The organism is Sphingobacterium lactis (assembly GCF_011046555.1).
Taxonomy (GTDB): Bacteria; Bacteroidota; Bacteroidia; order Sphingobacteriales; family Sphingobacteriaceae; genus Sphingobacterium; species Sphingobacterium lactis.
The window spans coordinates 510,947-528,307 of record NZ_CP049246.1 but is presented as its reverse complement, the minus strand read 5'-3'; the positions used below and the strand labels follow the sequence as shown (position 1 = coordinate 528,307).

The window sequence follows — 17,361 nt, the reverse complement described above, 5'->3', positions numbered from 1 at the left end:
TACCGTTATGAAGAAAATCTTTTTATTGCTACTGCTCTTTCCAATTGCCCTTTGCGCACAGACGTTCAAATTTGCCCAAGTTACAGATACCCATGTTGGTGGAGCGACCGGAGCTGATGATTTACGGAGAACTGTTCTCGACTTAAATCACCAGCAGGATATTGACTTCGTCATCCTCTCAGGTGATGTGACTGAATTTGGATCGGATGCCGAACTGGCATTGGCCAAGCAGATTCTTGATAGCTTGAATCTCCCGCTATATGTGGTTCCCGGAAACCACGACAGCAATTGGTCCGAAAGCGGAGCAAACAGCTTCCGTAAGGTATTCGGTGCAGAAACCTTTTTCTTTGAACATAAAGGTTTCCAGTTTATCGGAACTACCTCTGGGCCGAATATGCGCATGAGTCCGGGGCAGATCCCAAGAGAAAACTTGGTCTGGATGGACTCCATTTTCCAGGTACATGCTGACCCTTCGAAACCCTTGATCGCCATCAACCACTATCCGTTGGATTCATCCCTGAACAATTGGTATGAAAACATCGATCGTATCAAAGCTAGGAATATCCAATTTGCCCTTTGTGGACATGGCCACAGCAATAAGCTATACGACTGGGATGGGGTACAGGGAATCATGAGCAGATCAAACCTGCGCGCGAAAGATTCCGTAGGTGGATACAATATCATTACGGTGACGGCAGATTCTGCATTCTTCCAGGTGCGGAAGCCACAGACCCTCACTGAAAACCATTGGCTGAAAATTGCCCTTAAAAAAGATATTGATTCCTCTATAAATTATAAGCGACCAGACTTTGGGGTAAACCAAACCAGCAAGGCGAAAGTAGCCTGGTCCTATGTCGACTACGGAGATATTGGTGCAGGAATAAGTACGGATGGGAAGCTGCTCTTTACCGCAAATACAGTAGGGGATGTGTATGCATTGGACCTCAAAAGCGGGAAGAAAGTATGGAGCTTCAAGACAGGGGGAAAAGTGTATTCCACCCCGGCCTATCATAAACGAACGATTGTTGTTGGCTCTTCGGATCATTTTATCTATGGTCTGGATGCCAGAACAGGAAAGCTCCGGTGGAAGGTCGCCGCTGACAAAGCTGTACTTGGATCACCGGCAGTAGCGAAAGGAATTGCGTATATCGGTGCTTCGGACGGGGTATTCCGTGCCATCGATGTGCGATCCGGCAAAGTGGTCTGGACTTTTGACCACGTGAAGGGTTACGTCTCTACCTTACCTACGCTTGCGGACAATAAAGTCATCTTTGGCAGTTGGGGCAATGGTTTTTATGCCCTTGACCAACGTACCGGACAATTGCAATGGGAGTGGCACAATGGACACGCCAATCGCATGTTCTCAGCAGCAGCCTGTTACCCCGTTGTCAGCAACAATCGGGTTTTTATCGTTGCCCCGGATCGCTATATGACAGCCATAGACCTAAAAACCGGAAAGACCATCTGGCGTGAAAAGCAGGATGCCTACCGGGTTCGGGAATCCATGGGGTTATCCAAAGATGGGAAAATGGTGTATGCCAAGACGATGGACGGGGAACTGATCGGGGTGCCCGTTACAGCGGAAAATATGAACGTTAGCTGGAAAGCAAAACTAAAGATGCCTTATGAATTGGCACCAACGGCAATCTATTCCGATAAAAAATATACTTTTGTACCCAGTGATAAGGGAGTGATGACGGCTGTGGATAGCAAAACAGGGGAGGTCGTATGGACCTATAAACTATCCAATGCGTTGATCAATCCACCACTGGTGCTGAAAAATAAAATTGCTGTCAGCACAATGGATGGCAAGATTATGCTCCTAACCATCTAAACCAACTATGAAAAACCTATTCTCGTTTATTTTATTGTTGTTTTCTGTGTTGCAATTGGCTGCGCAGGAAAATGCTTGGATCCGAATCAATCAAATGGGGTATTTGCCCAAGGGCAAAAAAGTGGCTGTTTGGGTGACCAAACAAGATAAAGGTATCCGCTCCTTTGCTGTAGTGGATGCGGGAACAAAAAAAGTTGTTCTGAAAGGGAAATCGGGGAAAGCATTTGGGCAGTACGGCCCATTTACAAAAGGCTATCGCTTGGATTTCAGTAATTTTTCCAGGAAAGGAGAATTTTTTCTGCGAGCTGACGACGGGACAACATCTCCTGTTTTTAAAATAGCAGCTGATGCCTATGCCGGTGCGGCGGATTTCACGTTGCGGTACATGCGGCAGCAACGCACCTTGTTCAACCCTTTCCTGCAGGATAGCTGTCATACCCATGATGGCTTTACCATGTACGCCAGTGCTGTAGGTTTGCCGGACAGTACCCGGGTGGATGTTGGTGGTGGATGGCACGATGCTTCGGATTACCTGCAGTATGCCACGACCTCTGCGAATGCAACATACCATCTTTTGGCGGCCTACCGGGATTTTCCATCCGTATTCGGAGATGAGAAGCAGGCCAATGGATTGGATGGGAAGAATGGAATCGCTGATGTGTTGGATGAAGCCATCTGGGGATTGGATTGGTTGCTCAAGATGCATCCAGATCCAAATATTATGTACAATCAGATCGCTGATGATAGAGATCACACCAAGATGCGGTTGCCCGGACAGGATTCCGTTTATGGCCGCGGGCATGAACGCCCGGTTTATTTCATCGACGGAAATCCGCAACAGCGCGGCAAGTTCATGAACAATACAACGGGAACCAGCTCCACGGCAGCTAAATTTGTAAGCGCTTTTGGTCTGGGGCATGATCTGTTAAAGGACCAGAATAGCGGTTATGCTGCATTGTTAAAGGAAAAGGCCGGAACGGCTTACCAATATGCATACAAGAAACCAGGTGTCACGCAGACAGTTTCGGTTAAATCACCTTATATTTATGCGGAAGACAATTGGGTGGATGATATGGAACTTGCCGAAGCGACCATGTTTCGCTTGCATGGTAAGGATGACTACCGCCAGAAAGCAATGGAATATGCACGGCAAGAAAAAGTTACGCCGTGGATGATACGCGATACGGCAAATCATTATCAATATTATCCATTTATTAATCTCGGCCATTATGAACTGGCAAAGACTTCCGATAAACAACAACGTGAGGAAGTTTTAGCCTATTACAAACAGGGCATTGAAGAAGTTTACGGACGCGCAAAGGAAAATATGTTCTATCGCGGTGTCCCATTCATCTGGTGCAGCAACAATTTGACGACATCCTTTGCTATCCAGTGCCTTTGGTACCGGGAGGCCAGCGGTGATGAAGCGTATGCCGAATTGGAGCAAGCCAATATTGACTGGCTATTTGGGGTGAATCCTTGGGGAACAAGTATGGTTTATGGTTTACCGGCACATGGCGATACACCAAAGGACCCTCATTCAGCGTTTACTTATTTACACGGGTACCCAATTGACGGTGGATTGGTCGATGGACCGGTATATTCAACTATTTATAAAAACCTGATCGGAATCAAATTATATAAAGAAGATGCTTACGCTGATTTTCAAAGTGACTTGGTGGTTTACCATGATGATTTTGGAGATTATAGCACCAATGAACCGACCATGGACGGTACAGCTTCACTGATTTATTTGCTGTCGGCAAAGGAACATGAAGCAAAAAAAAAAGAATAAAAGATAGCCATGGGGCTATCATCAAAGGTGATGCAAGCCAGCGACAGATTAGTCTTGTCTTTACGGGAGATGAGTTTCGGGAAGGCTTACAACCGATCGCGGAAGTACTGGAGAGAACGAAGGTTAAGGGAAGCTTTTTTGTAACGGGGCGGTTTCTGGAAGATGGAAAGTCTGCACGATTGCTCAAGAAATTATACGATAAGGGGCATCTGATTGGTCCGCATTCCGATAGGCACCTGCTGTATGCACCTTGGGAGGATAGGGATAGTCTGCTCGTTACAAAAGCGGAGTTTAGACAGGATCTTCAGGATAATCTGTTGAAATTGAGTAAGATCGGCATTGCCGATGTCAAGGAGTTTATTGCACCTTACGAGTGGTATAATCAAACCATTGCGGATTGGACATCCGAACTTGGATTGACACTTTACAACTTCACTCCTGGTTTAAGGACGCCAGCAGATTATACCTATCCGCAAATGGGCAAAAAATACCTGAGCTCGGAGGCCATCATTAGGCAACTGCTTGATTTTGAAGAGCGGAATTCCTTGAATGGACACATCGTGTTGATCCATTTAGGTACAGATCCGAGAAGAACGGATAAATTATTTAATCAGTTGGAAAGACTGATTGACTTATTGAAGAATAAAAATTATAAATTCGTGCCATTAAACGAATTCTAAAATAAAGGATGCGTGTTTTTGCGTTTTTTGTCAAAAAGTCGCATATTTACGGAAAAGTTACTGAATGTATTGCAAATGCTGAATGCTATGATTAACACAACGGAGAAAGATTCCAATTACCAAGATCTGGACAAAATGAGTGTCCAAGAGATCTTAACGAACATCAATAATGAAGATAAGACCGTTCCGTTGGCGGTAGAGAAGGTCATTCCGCAGATTGAGGCCTTAGTCAATGTTATCGTTGAGCGCATGAAGGGCGGGGGTCGCTTATTCTATATAGGTGCCGGAACTTCGGGTCGTTTGGGGATCTTGGATGCGTCGGAATGTCCGCCAACCTATGGTGTTCCTTTTGACTGGGTAATTGGTTTGATAGCAGGAGGCGATACAGCCATCCGTAAAGCGGTTGAGTTCGCGGAGGATGATGTTGACCAAGCATGGAAAGATTTAGAAGAGTACGCGATCAATGACCAGGATGTCGTGATCGGTATTGCTGCTTCCGGTACAACACCGTATGTGATCGGCGGACTGGATCAAGCGAATGCAAAAGGGATTGCAACGGGATGTATCGTTTGCAACGGCAATTCACCAGTAGCTGCTCGTGCAAAATATCCAATTGAAGTGATCGTCGGACCAGAATTCGTTACAGGTTCAACCCGCATGAAAGCAGGGACGGCACAGAAACTCGTGCTGAATATGGTCAGCACATCGGTCATGATCCAATTGGGCCGTGTAAAAGGCAATAAAATGGTTGATATGCAGCTTTCCAATCATAAACTGGTAGGACGCGGTGTCCGCATGGTCATGGCAGAAACCGGTACTGATGAAGAAACAGCGACCACATTGATCGAGGAATTCGGCAATGTGCGTAAAGCAATCGATAATTATAACCTGAAAAACAGTAAATAATAGAGACGTCATATGTCACCGATTATCCTTTTAACCTTTATTGTGGTTTATTTTGCAGTGCTATTGGGGGTAGCCTACTTTACGTCCAAGAATTCTTCGGACAATTCCACATTCTTCGTTGCCAATAGAAATGCCAAATGGTACATGGTTGCCTTCGGTATGATTGGTACGGCACTTTCCGGCGTAACGTTTATCTCGGTACCCGGTGATGTCGGAAATACCCCTGGCGGTTTAACGGAACCCAATAACTTCAGTTACTTTCAATTCGTACTCGGAAACGCCATAGGTTTTATCATTATTGCCTATGTGCTCTTGCCTCTGTACTACCGCATGAACCTCACTTCCATCTATACCTATCTAGAAGAACGGCTGGGTTTCAAGAGCTATAAATCCGGAGCGATGATTTTCCTGATCTCCAGGACCATTGGCTCTGCTTTCAGGCTCTACCTGGTGGCCATCGTGCTACAGCGATATATTTTCGACGCCTGGGGTGTCCCTTTTATCCTGACCGTCGCCGTATGCTTGGTGCTGATCTGGTTATACACCAATAAAGGAGGCTTAAAGACCATTATTATTACCGACACTTTGCAGACAACGTTCCTGCTTTTGGCCGTGGTGCTTTCCATCTACTTTATGGCCGATGGCCTTGGTTGGACGCTGGGCGAAGCTTTCGAAAAAGTGAAAGAAAGTACATATTCCAAAGTCTTCATCTGGGAAAACCTTTTGGGTGATCCACGGAACATCTGGAAGCATATCATTGGCGGTATCTTCGTGACGATCGCGATGACGGGTCTGGATCAGGATTTGATGCAGAAGAACCTCAGCATGAAAACCATCAAGGAAGCTCAAACCAACATGATGACCTTTACAGGGATCTTCGTGGTGATCAATTTGTTCTTCCTGGCGGTAGGTGCATTGCTGTATTTCTATGCCGATGCCAATGGTATCGATATTGCTACTCTTGGTAAATCGGATTTCTTGTATCCAGAAATTGCATTAAGACATCTTTCCATTCTACCCGGAATTATCTTTATGATGGGATTGACCGCTGCAACCTTCGCAACGACCGACTCTGCTTTGACAGCGCTGACCACTTCCTATTGTGTCGACTTCCTGAACTTCAATAAAAAGGAAAACCCGAATGATCCCAAGTTGATCAAACAACGTAATTTTGTGCACCTTGGATTCTCGGTATTGATGCTGATGGTTATCCTGTTGTTCCATGTTATCAATGATGAATCGGTGGTTTCTGCGATCTTCAAGATTGCTGGATATACGTATGGTCCGCTATTGGGTTTATTCTCATTCGGTATTTTGACCAAGCGTCGTGTGAATGATAATTTGGTGCTTTACATCTGTATTATCGCACCGATCCTGATTTTCCTATTGACGCAATATGTATTACCGCATACAGCCTATAAGATTGGCTTTGAGCTGATCGTCTACAATGGCCTGATTACATTTATCATGTTGTGGTTAACTTCCCCTGGGAAAGTTATCAGCACCACCGATAGTGCATAACCTGCTCGATTCATAATTTGTGTGTGCAAAAAAAATCTCTTAAGTTTGAGTGAACAGATTTTTTTGCACACATTTTTTTTATGATTGAATCAGCAGTTCAAGCTATACGCCGCAAAATCGGCGACTTCACCCCCGAATTTGGTATTATATTAGGAACTGGCCTCGGCAAGCTCGTCAACGAAATCGAGATTGAGCATCAGATGATGTACTCAAACATCCCAAACTTTCCGATATCTACGGTGGAATTCCATTCCGGGAAATTGATATTCGGTACGTTGAACGGTCGCAAAGTAGTGGCCATGCAGGGAAGGTTACATTACTATGAAGGCTATGATATGCCAGAGATCACCTTTCCCGTTCGGGTAATGAAAGTACTTGGCATCCAGAAGCTTTTCGTATCCAATGCTTCGGGCTCGCTGAACCCAGACATTAAAAAAGGCGATATCGGTATTATTGAGGATCACATCAACCTTTTGCCGGATAATCCGTTACGGGGTTCCAACGATGAAGATTTCGGTCCGCGATTCCCGGATATGAGCCAGCCCTATAATTTCAAGATGATCGAACAGGCCTTGGACATTGCGGCCAAATTGCACGTCCGTGCCCATAAGGTGGTTTATGTCTCCGCACCCGGCCCTAATCTGGAAACCCGCGCAGAATATCGTTATATGCGTATTATCGGCGGCGATATTGTCGGTATGAGCACCGTTCCGGAAGTCATTGTCGCCAATCACATGGGACTACCGGTATTTGCGATTTCCGTTATTACCGATGAGGGTTTTCACCCAGATTTGCGTCCGGTTTCACTGAAGGAAATCGTTGAGGTGGCTACAGAGGCTGAACCTAAAATGACAAGTATTCTAAAAGAATTGATTGCCATGCAATAATATTGGTTTTTTGCGCTATTTTTGGAGGCATAAAATTATACCGATTGAGATTGAGTATGCTAAAGAGGTTGCTGTTTGTATTGATCATGTTTAGTCTTCTGCCTAAACTATACGCCCAGACTGAGGATGAATTCAGTTCGGCATTGGATTCTGCGCGTAATGCTGAGGATAACAAGAAAGATTCCGTCATCTTTACGGCTAAATATGTTCGCTATACGAACTTGGCAACGATGAAGAAAGGTACAAAGACCTATCAAATCGATACCTCACACGTCAACTTTCAATATTACAACAAACAAAACCTGCCTTGGGATCCCAGTATCAACTTAGGTTCCTATGGTCTTGCCACACGAGATTTATTGTTCAATCCCAACAAGACAATCGGTTTCCAGTCGGGTTACCATGCACTGGAGCGCTACTTGTTGACCTCGGACTCCATCCAATATTATCGTGCGCGAGCGCGCTATTCGGAACTGTATGCGGTCGGTTTTTTCTTTGATGATCAGGTTTTCCGCGCCAAACTTGCGCAGAATATTAACCCCCACCTGAATATCGGTGCTGAATATCACGCCACCAATACGGATGGATATTACAACAACCAGGAATATAGTGATCGTAAAGGAGCTGTATTCGCTTGGTATGAATCGCCGAACAAGCGTTACAACCTTCTGACGAATTTCAATTTTAATACATTGGATGCGACGGAAAACGGCTCTGTCCTGAATGATACCCTTTTCCGAGACACCTCATCCAATAAATCACCGGCCAGTTATCCCGTACGGTTGGATGGTCAGCAAGCCAATCGGCCTTTCAATAAATGGAAGGATATGGGATTCTTTGTAAGGCAATCCTATTACCTCGGACGTATCGATACCGTCAGTGGTAACGGCCCAGATGCCGAGATACGCCCTACGAATGTCATTGCACATAACACGCGCCTTCGCCAACAGAAATACATTTTCTTTAAGAATCAAGCGGACATCGCCAATGCTTTCCCGATGAACAACCTCGTCCGAACGGATGATACCACGAAAATATCCACGATATCCAATGATTTTACCTACAGTTTTTACCTGCGGGGGAAAACCCTGAAGAATGAAGCGAAGGTCGAACTTGGCTTCCAGAATGATTTGATCTGGTATGCCGATAGTGCCATGAGCAAGTTCTTTCAGAACAGTATGGTGAAGGGTGCCATAGGATATAAGTTTTCGGATAAGGTGGATGTCAATGCAATGGCCAATCAGATCGTCGTAGGCCGGAACTTCGGTGACTTTCTCTATGAAGCCTACGCTGATATCCATATCAATGACATAGTCGGCAAGTTGCGCATTGGCGCTTACACACAGAATAAATCGCCGGAAATGATCTTCCAGAACGCAAACCTTTCGTACCACAGCTGGAATGAAGATTCTTTCGATCTGGAAAAAACAAAGACCCAAAACCTGAATTTCCAATATGCCAATGACAAGATCGGCTTCAGTGGAAAGCTGGAATATTTCCTGATCAACAATTACACCTATTTCAAGGAAGTTGACAATCCGGATAATAGCTTTTTGTTGAACAAAATGATCGAGCCTGCACAGGCCGGAAACTTGAATTTGCTGAAACTGACCGTAACACAAAATTTTAAGTTCCGCCGCTTCCACCTGGACAACCGTGTGGTCTACCAGAAATCGGATGCCATGGATATATTAGCCACACCTGAGTTATACACTTGGCACAGTCTGTACTATGCCAATAAACTGTACAATGTGATGGATTTCCGTATCGGAACGGATGTACGTTTCAATACGCCTTTTAGAACACCATCCTACGCCATCAACGCCGGACAGTTTTACAATGATAATTTAGGACTGGAATTTTCGACCTATCCGGTTGTTGATTTTTGGCTGACTGGAAATATAGATCGCGTGAATTTATTCTTGAGCTATAACTTCGCCAATCAGCATATCTCACCAAGGGGATACTATACGGTACGCCGTTACCCGATGAACCCTGCATTCCTGAGGTTCGGGGTTTCCTGGAAATTCTATGATTAATAGCGAATAAAAATTTTTGCAATATAATAGGAAAGCGGCTTGAAATAGGCCGCTTTTTTGATTTATAGCTTCATGGTGCTGGAGGAAAATTTGAGCGATCGTAGTTTGGAAAGCGCTGGCTAAATAATGTTGTAAGATCCCTTACGTAAAATAAGCTATCGGCTAACGGCCTGCCAGCCCCCGAGCTCCGAGAGTTTTTTGCCGGCAGCTTTGAGTAGTTTGGCGGGTTTTGCGTCCAATCGGTCATCGAAAACGTCAATCTTACCCATGATTGTAATACCTGCATAGATGCTGTTGGAGAAATCAAATATGGGTACCGAGAGGGAGGTAAAGTCGGATAGCAATTGACCCCGAGAATTACTGATGCCGTTGTTGCGGATTTCATCCAACATATCGTACACATCTGAAAGCGCAACAGGTTTTCCACTGCCGCTGCCTTGCTTTTCTATCTCATCCACGATAAATGGTTCGATGAAGGATAGGGGGAGATGCGCAGCAAAGTTTTTACCCAACGCGGAGCTCAGAAGTGGTAAAACACTACCAATGCGGAGGTCGAATATCGTTTGCGAATAAGGACCGTCTACACGATTGACGATGGTTGGACCTCTATTGCCCCATACACCCAAGAAAACAGTCTGTCCAATTTCCTGTGCCAATTCAAGCATGATCGGTTGGGAGGATGTCAGGATATTCACCTGATCCAAATAACCCAAGCCCAATTTCAGGCAGGTAGGTCCCAAGCTGTAGAACCCCGTACTGAGATTCTGTTCCACAACACCTAAATTGATAAAACTCGTCAAATACGAATGGATCTTACTCGGAGAGAGACCACTCTGTGCCGAGATTGTTTTCAAAGGTAGCGGACTTGCCGAATTGACCAAGACCGAAAGAATGGAAAACCCAACATCGATCGACTGAATACCGTTTTTCTTTTTCTCCATGTAAATTTTAGGGGATAACAAAGAGCGAATCTAATTGTTTTTCTGCAATGCTGAAAACAAATGATCCGCTCGGGCGCTAAAAATTAGTATTTGCCGGAAAGCAAGGCCCCTCCAATTGGAGCATGAGCCTTTAATCCCAGTTTTTTGAGCATGCTGTACGTGGTGCAGATTGCTGCTGTGGTTACGGGAATGTTGATTTCCTGCTCAATGGCATCTACGGCGGGAAGCGACGGCATCTGAACACAAGCAGAAAGGACCAGCGCCTCCACACCGTCCAGGTTCAATTGTTTATAGATCTCTTTCAGATTGTTCGGGTCTAGGGCAGCAACCTCCAGGTTGTCTGCGACCTCCAGCGCGACCCAATCTTTTACGGTGAAGCCTTGATCTTCGATGTAGTCGACAACCAGTTGAGTCAATGGCTTCATATATGGGGCAACTACGGCAATGTTCTTCACACCTAATGCCTGTAAGCCTTCAACCAAAGCCCCAGCACTTGTGACGATAGGAGTAGGGAAATCGTTGTCCACGGTCTGCTGGTGCAGTCTGGATTGCGAAATGCAATGGTAACCCTTGCCCATGGACATAATGGCCACCAGACATGCATATCCCATGACATCCACCTGTGCGTCGGATAGCTCAATGGCACACGCATCCGACTGTGCATCCATTTTTGCGAGCTCTTCCTTGTTTACATGCTTCATGCGCATACGCGAGGAATGAAAGGTAAACCGCTCGGGATAGATTTCCTCACGTGCACGAAAGAGAGCCGGAATTTCAGTTTCCATCGTTACATTCGAACTTGGAACGATCTGGCCGATCTTAAATTTAGTTTTTGACATAGTCGTAAGTCTTGCTAAGCTTTTACAATTGGGTTTCTCAAGGTGCCTATCGGTGGAATGGTGATCTCGACCACATCCCCGGGAAACATAAATTCCTGAGGTTCACGGCCTGCACCGACCCCTGCCGGAGTACCTGTTGCAATGATGTCCCCAGGTTCCAAGCAGATGCTCTCAGAAATATCGGCAAGGATAGCATTGACATTGAACAACATATACTTGGTGTTGCCATTCTGTTTTTCGACACCATTAACTTTGGTGATAATCGATAGGTTATGGGGATCGGTGAGCTCATCCGCCGTGATGATCATGGGACCCATTGGTGCAAAGGTATCCTGACCTTTGGAAACAATCCATTGGCCCGACCGGCGGCAATCACGCGCCGAAATATCGTTGATAATGGTATAGCCAAACACGTGGTCCAGCGCATTTGCCGAATCAATGCGACTTGCTCTTTTGCCAATGATAACGGCAAGCTCGCCCTCCCAGTCCATTTGTTGGGTCACGTCACTATTGTGCTTGATCGGATCACCATTCCCGATGACCGTTGTCGGAGGTTTGCTGAAGATAACGCACTTCTGCGGAAGCTCATTGGCCGTGTCCAAGGCACGCGCAGATTCTGCGACATGCTCGGTATAATTCAATCCGATCCCAAAGATATTCTTCCGTGGACGCGGAATCGGAGCAAGCAATAAGGCATTACTAAAAGGGATGCTGCAGGTAGCAATCGTCGAAAGGTCGGCTTTTTCCAACAGTTGGTTCACTGCCCGAATGGCAATCGGGCCCATGTCGATAAAATCCAGCATGGTGGATGGTAAGGGCATCCCGAAAATATCCCCGAAATCTTCCATGTCGATAATCAGGTCATCGTGTAAAAATCCCAATCTGCCCGCAGCTTCCGTATTCGCTCTATAGGTTACCAGTTTCATGTACGTGTTTTAAAAAGAGTTAACTAATGTTTTGATGACCGTCGTTTTCCAAATACGCTTTCTCTTGGTATAATCCCAATTTGGTAATTGTGGGAAGGTCATTGAAGTTAAATAGGAAAGCATCTTCCGTTTCGGAGAGATTGACATGCTCATGCCATGCCCAAGAGGGTACACAGAATGTATCACGTTCTTTCCAATCGTAGCGTTTACCGTCAATGATGGTATAGCCATGTCCTTTTGCGCACTGATAGATAAAGCTTCCGGTATGTTTATGGGCTTTAGTTCGCTTGCCTGGCTTCAAAAGTTGCATGGCAGCGCCCATCGTTTGCATCACATGTCCGCCCGTAAGTGGATTCGAATACTGCATGATAACACCATCATACGGGGTGCCGTCAGTTACCTGTGCTGCATTCTTCAATGCGTTATAGGTGCTTTCCCAAGAATATTTAAACAATGGGGAGTACGGGTTATCCCATTCCCTGTCCACAGGGATCAAGCCGCTACCAGAGTAGCTCATAGGGGAGTAGTTCATCGGAACAAGTTCTTCCTGTCCGTCCTCGTCATCATAGACAGCATAATCATTGGCTTCCAGCGCATTCACCAAAGGAATGTCCAGCCCGTCCATCCAAATGCAGGTTTTCCCTTCAGCATCTACGCCGTGTTCATGCCACGTGCTGTTGGGGGTAATAACAAAATCATTGACGCCAAGGGATATCTTGTTGCCGTTGACAATGGTATACCCCTTGTCTCCTTCCATGATAAAACGTAAGGCTGCTGCTTTATGGCGGTGGGCAGGGGTGGATTCTCCAGGTTGGGTAACCTGAATTCCTGCATAAAGCCATCCACAGGCTGCCTTTACATGGGCACGCTGTTTATTGATTAAGTAAACAACCCTTCTGCCTGCCTGTCCCGGTGTGACCAGACGTGCGGATTCCAGGACCAAATCTCTCAATTCGTCGTACTTCCACAGCATCGGAACAGAATTGGAAATGGGTTCCCAAGGTTCGATTTCATTGGCCACGGTCCACAGGGCTCCGGTGTCCAGTTCGGCTAACTTGCTGTAATACGCTTTTAGTTCTTCGTTGTCCTCTACACGTGCTCTGCCGTAAACATCATCTTTGTTCTTATAAATGTTTGTTTCCATGATGAGCTAGTTTTATGGTTTACATACTAATGTTTATATGCTTTGTTTTTATGGATATCGATCAGGTTGTCCAAATCATGGTCAGGAAGCTGACCATGTTCGTTTTCCACAGCGACCGCTTTTGACTCCGCGAATTGAATGGCACGCTGTTCTTCTGTGTTCACCTTCAGATTAAAAATATCGAATCGGTTGTAATGGCCCAGTAAATCGTGCATCTGTTTAGGTTGGATGCAACGTTCGAGGTCAATTTCTGCATAGACAATTCCTTCGTCATCAATTATGGATTCACCAATTTGCTGCCCATTGGGATCAATAAATCCCGAATATGAGCTGTTTTTACGGGTGAGTAGTTCCCGTGCATTGGGCACTTCCTTTTCAAAGAGTTGGATGATATCCTCGGAGATCGTCGAGCATGATGTAATCGTATAGACCTTGCCTTCAAAAGAATGTGCCGCCGCCCGAATTTTTATGGCTTCGGCCATGTTATAATCAATTGGAGCTACGGGCAAGGAGATATAATTTGCTATATGGATCAGTTCACCTTGGGCAAGTAGGGAGAATCGAGCCAGGGTATTGGTGTTTTCACCACAGGCAAGTACGCCTAATGGGCCGACATTGGTATCATGAACTTTAAGCGATGAACCGTCTCCGCCACTCCAGGTCAATTTCTCCGCCCACGTTGGTACCAGTTTTCGGTGCCGGCCCAGAATATGCCCTTCGTTACTGATCGTTAATATCGTATTGTATAAGGTCCCTACCTTTTCTTTAACACGCTCATTGAGCCCGATTACGACATTGATGTCATAATCTCTGGCTACCTGTGCAATTTTTTCCACCTCGGGGCCATCCGCCGTAATGGAGTTCAGGTATAGTTTCTTGAACCATTTGCTTCCTTCAACGGGATTCATGATCCAGTTCCAATAAGGATAGGCCGAAATAAAGACTTCTGGAAAAGCAATAAGCTTCGCTCCGTTTTCTGCTGCTTCGCGTATGATAGCGCACACCTTGCTCACCGTCGCATCGACATTGAAGTAAACCGGCGAGGTTTGAACGGCCGCCGCCTTGAACTTTGGAAATTTCATGATGTCGTCTTATTTAGTTTATAATTTGTTATTCAAAAATATGAAACAATATTCAATAATACAAAATTTAAAATGATATAGTTGAATTTTCAAGGCTAATAAAGCTATTAAATTCAGTAATTATGAAATTAATTTTGCAATTCTAAAATTATCATTATATTTGTTATAACAACCAGTCAGGCAGTTTCCAAAGATGCCTGAGCTATAAACGATATAATTATGAGGGACTTTGAAAAGAAAGTTTGTCTATTAACCGGGGCTGCAACAATAGGCCTGGCTATTGCCGATAAATTTATTCAGTTAGGTGCATCTGTTGTTGTTGGGGCCTTGGAATTAGGATCAGATGTCGATCGCAAAGCCGCCTATGCGGAACAATTCGATTTCATAAAAACAGATATCACGAGTGATGCTTCGCTTCGTGCACTGTTGGATTTCACCCTACAAAAGTATGGTCGGGTGGATGTCTTGGTGAACTGTGCAGCGGCCTATGCCGATGATGGTCCATTAACTTCGCGTGAAACCTGGCTCCGGACGCTCGATACCAATGTTGTTTCTGCCGCAGTTTTCGGCGAGATGGTACGGCCTTACCTGAAAGCTAGCGTCGGCAATATTATCAATATAGGTTCGGTTTCTGGCGTTTTCCCGCATATTCAGCGTTGGTCCTATCCCGTTTCCAAAGCCGCACTATTGCACTTGACCAAGACGCAAGCTGTGGAATATGCCGCAGATAAAATACGCGTCAATATGGTCCGTCTAGGCCATGTGTGGTCATTGCCTTTTGAAGGGTTGACCAAAAATGACCGTGCACATGCCGATGAGGTAACTTCTTCCTTTAATTTGATGGGGCGTATTGCCAATGCCGAGGAGGTTGCGAATGTGGTAGCTTTTGTGGCTTCGGCAGAAGCGTCCTATATGACTGGAAATGAAACCGTCGTCGATGGTGGTTATTCCGCAATGGGGCCGGAGCAACATGAACCCTTATTTCCAAAGCTTGCCAAATAACAGAAATAACCAATCATAAATTATAATCATGAAACCAATGAGAAGAATTGCAATAGTAGGCGCTGGCCAAGCAGGATTACAGACTGCAATCGGTCTTTTGAAGAATGGAGGCTATGAGGTTACTGTTTTCAGCAACCGCACGCCAGAACAGATACGCACCGGAAAGGTGATGTCGAGTCAGTGTATGTTCGATATGGCCCTTTCGCATGAACGAGAAATCGGTATAAACTATTGGGATGAGAGTTGCCCTCCTGTTCAGGGATTGGGTGTTACGGTTCCCAATCCGGAAAAGCCGGGTGAAAAGCTGTTTACCTGGGCGGGGCGATTGGAGAAGGAGGCCCAAGCTGTGGATCAGCGTATAAAAATGCCACGACTAATCGAAGAACTCCAGAAATTGGGCGGGAAGTTTGTCGTGGAGGATGTAGGTATTGAATCGATGGAGCGTATGACCGAGGATTACGACCTCGTGATCGTGGCTGCCGGGAAAGGCGAAATCGTCCGTGTTTTCGAACGGGATGCCGATCGCAGTCCCTTTGATAAACCCATGCGTGCATTGGCCCTGACCTATGTGAAGAATATGGAACCCATTCGTCCTTTCTCCAAAGTGTCCTTTAACCTGATTCCCGGCGTTGGCGAGTATTTCGTTTTCCCTTCGGAAACAATCAACGGAGATTGTGAAATCATGGTGTTTGAAGGAGTTCCTGGAGGTCCGATGGATTGTTGGGGCGACGTGACAACGCCTGAGCAACATCTGGAAAAGAGCTTATGGATTTTAAAGACATTCCTTCCATGGGAATACGAACGCTGCCAGAACGTAACATTGACGGATGACAACGGTGTACTTGCCGGCCGCTTTGCGCCAACCGTTAGAAAACCCGTAGCTACCTTGCCAAATGGGGGAAAGGTATTCGGTATTGCCGATGTAGTCGTTGTAAATGATCCGATCACAGGACAGGGCTCAAACAATGCATCCAAATGCAGTAAGGTATATCTGGATGAAATCTTGGCGCATGGTGACCAGCCATATACAGAGGCGTGGATGAATGCGACGTTCGAGAAATATTATGCGTATGCACAGACTGTGACAAACTGGACAAACTCCATGTTGACACCGCCGCCGCCGCATATCTTGAATTTAATGGGAGCCGCTTCTGTGGCACAATCTCTTGCCGATCTGATCGCAAACAACTTCAGCGATCCATCGCAATTTACCCCATGGTGGTTCGATGCGGATCAAACCGAGGCGGTCATTGCATCGCACATGTCCAAGGTGGCCATTTAATTAAAATAGGAGAGTAGATCATGAGAGCGTTTAGAAATGCCTGCGGCAAATTCGCTACAGGAATTGTGGTGATTACCACGGAGCACGAGGGAAAGGTACATGGCATGACCGCCAATGGTTTTATGTCCGTATCCTTAGATCCAAATTTGGTGTTGATATCCATCGATAACAGTAAACGAATGCACCAGTTCTTGCACGAATCTAAAAAGTATGCCATCAGTGTATTGGCACACCACCAGGAAAAGTGGAGCCGTCATTTTGCAGGTTCACCACAAGATGACCTCCTCGTGGAATTCGTGGATTTCCATGGGGCAAAAGTTGTTCCCGAAGCCTGTGCCTATTTCGAAACGTCCGTGGTGTCCACACATATTGAAGGGGACCATACGCTGTTCGTTGGCCAGGTGAACAACTTCGCCTGTACGGAGGATGATCCTATCCTTTATTTCAAAGGATCCTATATGAAACTGGTATAACACGAAAAAT

The 17,361-nt window shown here is 45.6% G+C and carries 15 protein-coding genes; 10 read left to right on the top strand and 5 right to left on the bottom strand.

The genetic code is table 11. The annotated features are described in order from the left end of the window. Positions 1-7 precede the first annotated feature (7 nt). From G6N79_RS02365 to G6N79_RS02340, 7 genes are all read left to right on the top strand, one after another. On the top strand, positions 8-1,834 hold the full coding sequence (locus G6N79_RS02365; protein WP_103905081.1) for an outer membrane protein assembly factor BamB family protein: 1,827 nt from the start codon (positions 8-10) through the stop codon (positions 1,832-1,834). 7 nt (positions 1,835-1,841) lie between these two features. After that, positions 1,842-3,629, top strand: coding sequence for a glycoside hydrolase family 9 protein (locus G6N79_RS02360; protein ID WP_234993137.1), 1,788 nt, complete (start codon positions 1,842-1,844; stop codon positions 3,627-3,629). Next, the gene (locus G6N79_RS17590; RefSeq protein WP_317046369.1) at positions 3,626-4,309 is read left to right on the top strand and encodes a polysaccharide deacetylase family protein; all 684 of its coding nucleotides are present in this window, start codon (positions 3,626-3,628) and stop codon (positions 4,307-4,309) included. The genes G6N79_RS02360 and G6N79_RS17590 overlap by 4 nt, the downstream gene beginning before the upstream one ends. Before the next feature lie 87 nt (positions 4,310-4,396). Continuing rightward, a complete protein-coding gene (gene murQ, locus G6N79_RS02355; RefSeq protein WP_103905080.1) occupies positions 4,397-5,215 on the top strand; it encodes an N-acetylmuramic acid 6-phosphate etherase in 819 nt (272 codons plus the stop codon). Positions 5,216-5,227: 12 nt separating this feature from the next. Next, positions 5,228-6,736: a sodium:solute symporter gene (locus tag G6N79_RS02350; RefSeq protein WP_103904997.1), complete on the top strand. Its 1,509-nt coding sequence runs from the start codon at positions 5,228-5,230 to the stop codon at positions 6,734-6,736. Between the two features lie 80 nt (positions 6,737-6,816). Continuing rightward, on the top strand, positions 6,817-7,623 hold the full coding sequence (locus tag G6N79_RS02345; RefSeq protein WP_103904996.1) for a purine-nucleoside phosphorylase: 807 nt from the start codon (positions 6,817-6,819) through the stop codon (positions 7,621-7,623). Positions 7,624-7,679: 56 nt separating this feature from the next. Then, on the top strand, positions 7,680-9,662 hold the full coding sequence (locus G6N79_RS02340) for a putative porin (protein WP_241241725.1): 1,983 nt from the start codon (positions 7,680-7,682) through the stop codon (positions 9,660-9,662). A gap of 155 nt (positions 9,663-9,817) precedes the next feature. Here the strand turns inward: G6N79_RS02340 and G6N79_RS02335 are convergent, their stop codons facing one another. From G6N79_RS02335 to G6N79_RS02315, 5 genes are all read right to left on the bottom strand, one after another. Continuing rightward, entirely contained in the window at positions 9,818-10,603 is a 786-nt protein-coding gene (locus G6N79_RS02335) for an IclR family transcriptional regulator (protein ID WP_103904994.1), read from the bottom strand. 83 nt (positions 10,604-10,686) lie between these two features. Next, positions 10,687-11,442: a maleate cis-trans isomerase family protein gene (locus G6N79_RS02330; RefSeq protein ID WP_277601413.1), complete on the bottom strand. Its 756-nt coding sequence runs from the start codon at positions 11,440-11,442 to the stop codon at positions 10,687-10,689. Positions 11,443-11,456: 14 nt separating this feature from the next. Beyond that, the gene (locus G6N79_RS02325; protein WP_103904993.1) at positions 11,457-12,368 is read right to left on the bottom strand and encodes a fumarylacetoacetate hydrolase family protein; all 912 of its coding nucleotides are present in this window, start codon (positions 12,366-12,368) and stop codon (positions 11,457-11,459) included. A 19-nt stretch (positions 12,369-12,387) separates the two neighbouring features. Continuing rightward, positions 12,388-13,512, bottom strand: a complete 1,125-nt coding sequence (locus G6N79_RS02320; protein ID WP_103904992.1) for a cupin domain-containing protein — start codon at positions 13,510-13,512, stop codon at positions 12,388-12,390. Between the two features lie 26 nt (positions 13,513-13,538). Beyond that, positions 13,539-14,594: a carbon-nitrogen hydrolase family protein gene (locus G6N79_RS02315; RefSeq protein WP_200818746.1), complete on the bottom strand. Its 1,056-nt coding sequence runs from the start codon at positions 14,592-14,594 to the stop codon at positions 13,539-13,541. Between the two features lie 219 nt (positions 14,595-14,813). Between G6N79_RS02315 and G6N79_RS02310 the strand changes: the two genes are divergently transcribed. Genes G6N79_RS02310 through G6N79_RS02300 form a run of 3 tightly spaced genes read left to right on the top strand, consistent with a single transcriptional unit; the run spans position 14,814 to position 17,351 of the window. Beyond that, a complete protein-coding gene (locus tag G6N79_RS02310; RefSeq protein WP_103904990.1) occupies positions 14,814-15,596 on the top strand; it encodes an SDR family oxidoreductase in 783 nt (260 codons plus the stop codon). A gap of 37 nt (positions 15,597-15,633) precedes the next feature. Continuing rightward, positions 15,634-16,878, top strand: a complete 1,245-nt coding sequence (locus G6N79_RS02305) for a styrene monooxygenase/indole monooxygenase family protein (RefSeq protein WP_103905078.1) — start codon at positions 15,634-15,636, stop codon at positions 16,876-16,878. Positions 16,879-16,898: 20 nt separating this feature from the next. Then, positions 16,899-17,351, top strand: coding sequence for a flavin reductase family protein (locus tag G6N79_RS02300; protein ID WP_103904989.1), 453 nt, complete (start codon positions 16,899-16,901; stop codon positions 17,349-17,351). Positions 17,352-17,361 lie beyond the last annotated feature (10 nt).

Excerpts from the sequence above, each read along its gene's own strand:
- G6N79_RS02365 (WP_103905081.1), top strand. The coding sequence starts at position 8 with ATGAAGAAAATCTTTTTATTGCTACTGCTCTTTCCAATTGCCCTTTGC.
- G6N79_RS02360 (WP_234993137.1), top strand. The coding sequence starts at position 1,842 with ATGAAAAACCTATTCTCGTTTATTTTATTGTTGTTTTCTGTGTTGCAA.
- murQ (WP_103905080.1), top strand. The coding sequence starts at position 4,397 with ATGATTAACACAACGGAGAAAGATTCCAATTACCAAGATCTGGACAAA.
- G6N79_RS02350 (WP_103904997.1), top strand. The coding sequence starts at position 5,228 with ATGTCACCGATTATCCTTTTAACCTTTATTGTGGTTTATTTTGCAGTG.
- G6N79_RS02345 (WP_103904996.1), top strand. The coding sequence starts at position 6,817 with ATGATTGAATCAGCAGTTCAAGCTATACGCCGCAAAATCGGCGACTTC.
- G6N79_RS02340 (WP_241241725.1), top strand. The coding sequence starts at position 7,680 with ATGCTAAAGAGGTTGCTGTTTGTATTGATCATGTTTAGTCTTCTGCCT.
- G6N79_RS02335 (WP_103904994.1), bottom strand. The coding sequence starts at position 10,603 with ATGGAGAAAAAGAAAAACGGTATTCAGTCGATCGATGTTGGGTTTTCC.
- G6N79_RS02330 (WP_277601413.1), bottom strand. The coding sequence starts at position 11,442 with ATGTCAAAAACTAAATTTAAGATCGGCCAGATCGTTCCAAGTTCGAAT.
- G6N79_RS02325 (WP_103904993.1), bottom strand. The coding sequence starts at position 12,368 with ATGAAACTGGTAACCTATAGAGCGAATACGGAAGCTGCGGGCAGATTG.
- G6N79_RS02320 (WP_103904992.1), bottom strand. The coding sequence starts at position 13,512 with ATGGAAACAAACATTTATAAGAACAAAGATGATGTTTACGGCAGAGCA.
- G6N79_RS02315 (WP_200818746.1), bottom strand. The coding sequence starts at position 14,594 with ATGAAATTTCCAAAGTTCAAGGCGGCGGCCGTTCAAACCTCGCCGGTT.
- G6N79_RS02310 (WP_103904990.1), top strand. The coding sequence starts at position 14,814 with ATGAGGGACTTTGAAAAGAAAGTTTGTCTATTAACCGGGGCTGCAACA.
- G6N79_RS02305 (WP_103905078.1), top strand. The coding sequence starts at position 15,634 with ATGAGAAGAATTGCAATAGTAGGCGCTGGCCAAGCAGGATTACAGACT.
- G6N79_RS02300 (WP_103904989.1), top strand. The coding sequence starts at position 16,899 with ATGAGAGCGTTTAGAAATGCCTGCGGCAAATTCGCTACAGGAATTGTG.